Annotated in this window: 4 protein-coding genes and 1 pseudogene; 1 reads left to right on the top strand and 4 read right to left on the bottom strand. The window is 69.9% G+C overall.

Going from position 1 to position 2885, the window contains the following annotated elements; genetic code table 11:
• The 4 genes from B9S57_RS00205 to rimP all read right to left on the bottom strand — a co-directional run.
• Positions 1 to 280: translation initiation factor IF-2 N-terminal domain-containing protein (locus B9S57_RS00205; protein WP_146057690.1), on the bottom strand; the 280-nt coding region annotated here is incomplete at its 3' end.
• 148 nt (positions 281 to 428) lie between these two features.
• Positions 429 to 707, bottom strand: coding sequence for a YlxR family protein (locus B9S57_RS00200; RefSeq protein WP_103513480.1), 279 nt, complete (start codon positions 705 to 707; stop codon positions 429 to 431).
• Positions 708 to 850: 143 nt separating this feature from the next.
• Complete coding sequence (nusA, locus tag B9S57_RS00195; protein ID WP_103513479.1) at positions 851 to 1891, bottom strand: transcription termination factor NusA; 1041 nt, start codon at positions 1889 to 1891, stop codon at positions 851 to 853.
• 2 nt (positions 1892 to 1893) lie between these two features.
• Complete coding sequence (gene rimP / locus B9S57_RS00190) at positions 1894 to 2391, bottom strand: ribosome maturation factor RimP (protein ID WP_103513478.1); 498 nt, start codon at positions 2389 to 2391, stop codon at positions 1894 to 1896.
• A gap of 171 nt (positions 2392 to 2562) precedes the next feature.
• Here rimP and B9S57_RS00185 point away from each other — a divergent pair.
• Positions 2563 to 2885 (top strand): annotated as a pseudogene (locus B9S57_RS00185) (hypothetical protein); the annotation flags it as partial.

The following is a 2885-nucleotide window of genomic DNA, read 5'->3' as shown; positions in this document are numbered from 1 at the left end:
GGGCGCCGGGCTTCGGGGCAGCGGGACGTGCCGCGGCGGCCGGAGACGGCGCTGCGGGCTTTGCGGGGGCGGCCTTGCGAGGCGCGCCAGGCTTTGCAGCGGACTTGCCGGCGTTGCCGCCGGGACCCTGCAGTGCGTCAGTCAATTTGCGTACAACCGGCGCCTCGATCGTCGAGGACGCCGAACGGACGAATTCACCGAGTTCTTGGAGCTTGGCCATGACGACCTTGCTCTCGACGCCGAACTCCTTGGCGAGTTCGTATACCCGGACCTTAGCCACTTCGCTCCTTTTAGGTCCGGGTTACCGCCGGACCGTCGCTACTTCATGGGCGTACTCATCGCGTACTCATCGAGTGCTCATCGCAATCTCGACCTACTTCCAACTCGCGAGGTACCTGACCGCACGGGGACCCGTGCCGTTCACTTTCCTACGGTGTCACCCGCTCGACGAACCGCTGCAGTGCCGCGGAATCGAACGGCCCCTTGGCCTTGAAGGCCCGGGGGAACGACCGGCGGCGGACCGCCAGGTCGAGACAGACTGAGGCGGGGTGCACATACGCACCCCGGCCGGGCAGCGTACCGCGTGGATCAGGGACAACTTCACCCTCGTCCACCACGATGCGCAGCAGCTCGCCCTTGGCCGCTCGCTCGCGGCATCCCACACAGGTTCGCTCGGGGCAAGCGCGGGCGTGCGTCCGGCCAGACACGACTAAGTCTACCTCCCCGCACCGACCTCACCCCTTTGGGGCAAAAATCGAACGGATGTTGTCGTGATCTCAGCGCCAGGGCGCCGTGATCTATTCCATCGGACCTGGTCCGGCCCGCCGCACGGGCCGGACCTCGCCCGGATTCAGCCGCGCTCGGAACGCTCCCGGGCGCGCTCGGCGCGCTCACGGTCGGCGACGTCACGCTCGGCGTCGGTCTCGGTGTCCGGGCGGATGTCGATGCGCCAGCCGGTGAGGCGGGCGGCCAGCCGGGCGTTCTGCCCTTCCTTGCCGATCGCCAGGGACAGCTGGTAGTCGGGCACGGTCACCCGTGCGGAGCGCGTACCGAGGTCGACGACCTCGACCTCGCTCACCCGCGCGGGTGACAGCGCGTTGGCGACCATCTCCGCGGGGTCGTCCGACCAGTCGACGATGTCGATCTTCTCGCCGTGGAGCTCGGCCATGACGTTGCGCACGCGGCTGCCCATCGGGCCGATGCAGGCGCCCTTGGGGTTGAGCCCGGCCCGGGTGGAGCGTACGGCGATCTTGGTGCGGTGGCCGGCCTCGCGGGCGATGGCCTCGATGACGACCGAGCCGTCCGCGATCTCCGGGACCTCCAGCGCGAAGAGCTTCTTCACCAGGTTCGGGTGGGTACGCGAGAGCGTCACGGACGGACCGCGCACACCCTTGGCCACCCGGACCACGTACGTGCGCAGCCGCAGGCCGTGGGTGTACTCCTCGCCCGGCACCTGCTCCTGCACGGGCAGGATCGCTTCCAGCTTGCCGATGTCGACCAGGACGTTCTTCGGGTCCTTGCCCTGCTGGACGAGGCCGGTGACGACGTCGCCCTCGTGGCCCGCGTACTCGCCGAACGTCCTGTCGTCCTCGGCGTCGCGCAGCCGCTGCAGGATGACCTGCTTGGCGGTGGTCGCGGCGATACGGCCGAAGCCGGACGGCGTGTCGTCGAACTCCTTGGGCTCCTGGCCCTCCTCGAGCTCGGCCGGGTCGTCCTTCGCCCACACCGTGACGTGGCCGCCGGCGTCCAGCTCGACGCGTGCACGGCGGTGGCTGCCCTCGGTGCGGTGGTACGCGATGAGGAGGGCCGACTCGATCGCCCCGACGAGCACGTCGAAGGGGATCTCCTTGTCCTGCGCCAAGCCCTTCAGAAGCTTCACATCGATGTCCACGGCTACGCCTCCTCTTCCTTCTTGTCCTTGCGGTTGAATTCGATCTCCACGCGCGCCCTGGCGATCTCGTCGAAGGTGACGCGGCGCGCGGTGGGCTTGCGGCCCTTGACGCCCGGCACTTCCAGATCGAGGCCCTCGTCGTCGACCCCGAGGATGCGGGCGACCAGCTCGCCGCCCTCGCTCAGGGTGAGTCTGGCCAGCCGGCCCGTGGCGCGTACGTAGTGGCGGTGCTCGGTCAACGGGCGGTCGGCGCCCGGAGAGCTCACTTCGAGGACGTACTCGCCCTCACCCATGGCGTCGGTCTCGTCCAGCGTCTCGGAGATGCCGCGGCTGAGCTCCGCGCAGGTGTCGAGCTCCACGCCGTCCTCGGAGTCCACGATGACCCTCAGCACCCGGCGGCGGCCCGCCCGGGAGACCTCGATCTCCTCGAGGTCCAGCTCCTTGGCGCTGACGAGCGGCTCCAGCAGTTCGCGCAGCCTGTCGCTCTGGGTGGTGCTCATCCGGGTGACTCCTCGGCCGCGTGTGCTGTTGTGGGGATCGTCGCGTGTCAGGTCAAAGGGTATCCGGTCCGCAGGGGTGTTGCCGTCCGCCTCCCGCCGGGCCGCGGGTACGCTCGCCTCCGGTGATCACTTCAGGTCAGAAACTGTCAGAAACCAGGCTGAAGGAGACAAGTGCGTCGCACGGGGACGTCGCGCAGAAGTGCGCTCACCGCTACGGGAGCATTCGCCCTGGGTGCGGTACTGACAGGCTGCGGGGGTGGTCCGCAGTCGCCGGGGACCTCCGGCGGGACCGGCGCGCGGACCGTCGCGCTCCGCGCCGAGAAGGCACTCCGGGCGGCCGCCGCCCGTGACAGCGTCTCGCTGCTCTCCCGCTACGAACAGGCCGCGGCCGCCCACCCGGTGGCCGAGACCGGGCTCGCGCCGCTGCAAGCCGCCGTGCGGGAGCACCTGGCGGCCCTGGGCGGGCCGGCGAAGGCCCCGGGCGGCTCACCCGC

It is taken from the genome of Streptomyces sp. SM10 (assembly GCF_002910915.1).
Lineage (GTDB): Bacteria > Actinomycetota > Actinomycetes > Streptomycetales > Streptomycetaceae > Streptomyces.
Note: the sequence above shows the minus strand (reverse complement) of the source record. Positions and strands in the feature narration are given on the sequence as shown.